The organism is Acidovorax delafieldii 2AN, assembly GCF_000175235.1.
GTDB classification, from domain to species: domain Bacteria; phylum Pseudomonadota; class Gammaproteobacteria; order Burkholderiales; family Burkholderiaceae_C; genus Acidovorax; species Acidovorax delafieldii_B.
This window is the reverse complement of sequence record NZ_ACQT01000353.1, coordinates 1-3,011: the sequence shown is the minus strand read 5'-3', so window position 1 is coordinate 3,011 and position 3,011 is coordinate 1. Positions and strand designations below refer to the sequence as shown.

At 68.1% G+C, this 3,011-nt stretch carries 3 protein-coding genes; 1 reads left to right on the top strand and 2 read right to left on the bottom strand.

What is annotated here, in order from left to right; all coding sequences use genetic code 11:
* Window positions 1-643, top strand: a 643-nt coding sequence (locus tag ACDELDRAFT_RS20855) for a tRNA-uridine aminocarboxypropyltransferase (protein WP_005800082.1), incomplete at its 5' end; no start/stop codon positions are given.
* Between the two features lie 153 nt (window positions 644-796).
* On the opposite strand, the gene ACDELDRAFT_RS20850 is transcribed toward ACDELDRAFT_RS20855, so the two are convergent.
* Together ACDELDRAFT_RS20850 and ACDELDRAFT_RS20845 are read right to left on the bottom strand one after the other, a co-directional pair.
* Window positions 797-1,690 (bottom strand): hypothetical protein, encoded by an 894-nt coding sequence (locus ACDELDRAFT_RS20850; protein WP_005800081.1) that lies wholly within the window; start codon window positions 1,688-1,690, stop codon window positions 797-799.
* The coding region (locus ACDELDRAFT_RS20845; protein WP_005800080.1) for a glycosyltransferase at window positions 1,687-3,011 on the bottom strand (1,325 nt) is incomplete at its 5' end. The genes ACDELDRAFT_RS20845 and ACDELDRAFT_RS20850, both read right to left, overlap by 4 nt.

The window sequence follows — 3,011 nt, the reverse complement described above, 5'->3', positions numbered from 1 at the left end:
GCACAGGGTCGAGGTGCTGATCCTTCAGCACCCGCTGGAAGCCGCGCACGCCAAGGGCACCGCCCGCCTGCTGCACCTGAGCCTGCCCCACAGCCGCCTGGTGCAGGGCGAGGTGTTCGGCGAGCAGGTGCTGCGGCAGTTGCTGACGGCACCGTGGGCTTCAGGTGCCGCCGGGCCGGGCGCCGCACCAGGGGCATCGCGCCAGGCGGTGTTGCTGTACCCCGAGTCGCCAACGGGCGGCCATCCGCCCATGGCCGCCCCACCGCCACTGCCGGACGGCTGGCGATCGTCCCCCGCAGGCCTGCGCCTGGTGGTGCTGGACGGCACATGGCGCAAAAGCCGCAAGATGCTGTACCGCAATCCCCTGCTGCAGCAGTTGCCCCGCCTGCCGCTGCAGGGCATGCCGGTGTCGCGCTACCGCATCCGCGCCGCACATGGGCCCGACCAGCTCTCCACGCTGGAAGCCACCTGTGCGGCGCTGGGGCAACTGGAGGGCCAGCCCGAGCGGTTCGCGCCGCTGCTGGCGGCACTGGACGGGTTCGTGGGCCAGCAGCAGCGCTACCTGCCAGCGATGGCGCCCGCGGGGATGGCTGGTGCTGAACGGCCGTCATGCAGCCCTCGTGCTGCCTCCATACGCCCCTAGAGCGCCCTTAGCGACGCGCTGGCACACCCACACAGCGGCCTGGCGTCTCCCGGGCCAAGCCCCGGCACCGCAAGCACTGGCCCCGCCGTTGAGCGCGGGGTGTACGCAGGGAGAGGGCCGTGCGCCGCCAGAGCACTCCCGGCGCGCTGGGGCCTAGAAGGGCACCCGAACGCGGGCAAAAGCGCTCACATAGCGGTACGACTGCGCCTGCGTGGTGAAGAGCGATGCCGAGTTGGTGGCTTCGAGCCCGGTCGCCCATTCCACCCGGCTGCCGCGCCGCGAGGCCAGTGCCAGCTTCGCGCTCCAGATGGGCTGCGCCTCGCCGTCCACGTGCTGGCGGCCGGCGTCGATGCTGGCGCTCAGTACCGCGCTGTCGGCCACCACGAAGCGGGTGGACAGGCCCAGCGATGCCTCACCCAGCCGCCCCGGCGAGAAATACTCGGGCCGGTAGGGGTTGGAATTGCGGTAGTTGCGCGTCTTCACATAGGCATTGAGGCCCCAGCGCTCGTCGAGCGCGTAGTTCCAGCGCGTGCGCAGGACCGGGCGGTGGTTGTCGTTCGAGAACAGCGCCGTGCCCGCCGAAACGCCCACGTTGAACCGATCGGTGAACGCATGGTCTGCCACCAGTGCCAGGCTGGTGTAGGCTAGGCCCGCGTCGATGCCCCGCTGCGAATTAACGAAATCGCGCTCGCCGCTCACGCCCAGCGAGGTGTGTGGCAGCACGCGCCGCATGTGGTCGAGGGCGCCCACCACGTAGCTGTGCGAACCGATGTGGGCCACCCCCAGGCTGGCGTCCACCTGCTGTTCGGGGCCATCCTTCTTGTAGGTTGCCGCCAGCGAACCGCCGCTGGCCGACCAGGCGGGCGATGAATACTGCAGCGCGCCCGCCTTCAGGCCCCACCCCTGCCCTCCGACATAGCCCACCGATTCCTTGTGCTCGTTGAAGGCATCGGAATCGTGGCTCAGCTGCAGCGAGCCCGTCACGCCCTGCGCTGCCGCCACCGCGGCGGCACCGGCGCACAGCGCGCCCATCACCATGGCTTTCATTTGGTTCCCCAGTTCTTGGTGCGGTTCACCAGTTCCTGCACGTAGCCGACCACGCAGGCGGGCTGCAGCACCACGCTGTAAAACAGCGCATACAGAAGGAAGCCGACAACGTTGCGCCGCACCTTGAGCCCCTGCTCGGTGAACATCCGGGCCTGGATGCGGAACATCAAATAGTTGACCACCGTGGCCAGGGGCAGCACCAGCAGCGTCATCGGGCCCGCCACCCAGTACACCCCGAACAGCGCCAGCAGCATCCCCGGTATGAAGACCAGCGTGTAGGCCAGGTCCATGTACGGAAACAGCAGGTTCCACCAGATGAACAAGGTGGTCATGCGCGGCTTGAAGAGCAGCCGCCAGTGCGATTTGAAGGCTTCGACCAGCCCGCGCGACCAGCGCTGGCGCTGGCGGATGAACTGCTTCCAAGTGTCGGGCGCATTGGTGAACAGGCAGGCGTTCTCGGCAAAGCCCACGCGGTGGCCCCGCTCCAGGATGCCCCAGGTCAGGACGATGTCCTCGCCGACCGTGTGGGGCCATCCGCCCATTTCGCGCAGCATGGCGGTGTCGTAGACCGAAAACGCGCCCTGCGCGACCAGCGTGCCCTGGTACAGGCTCTGCAACCGCTTGATGGCCGAGATGCCATGGAAATAATCCCACTCCTGGATGGCCGTCACCAGGTTCTTGCGCGAGTTGCGCACCAGCACCGCGCCGGCCACGGCCCTGGTGTTGGGCGGATCGCTCAGGTAGCGCCCCACCAGGTTGTGCAGCGCATTGCGGTAAAGGTACGAGTCGCCATCCACCGTGAGCGTCAGGTCCCACGCCGCGCGCTTGAGCCCTTCGTTCAAGGCGTTGGCCTTGCCGACGTTGCGCTCCAGGTTCATCACCTCCAGCCAGGAATACTGCAGGCCCGCCAGCTTTTCGGCAGTGGCATCCGTCGAGCCGTCGTTGATCACCACCACCTGCAGCGGCCCCGGGTAATGCTGCAGGGCAATGCTCTCGATGGTGGCGACGATGTTGCTTTCTTCGTTATAGGCCGCCACCAGGATCGTGATCCCGGGCAGCGGCGCCAGCGCATCGCGCACAGGCGGGCGCCGGTCCAGCAGCAGGCTGACCACCAGGAAGGCATTCATGAAGCCGGGAATGACGGCAATGCCATAGATCGCCAGGTACGAGGCCACGGGCCCGATGGCCAGGGACAGGTCGCGGATCCAGGCCTCGGCGGCCAGGATGGAAAACACCATCCACGCAAGGCCGGCCGCCATCGCCAGCACAAACTTGCGGCGCACGGGGATGTAGCCCCCCGTGCCGCGCGGCCCTGCGGCAC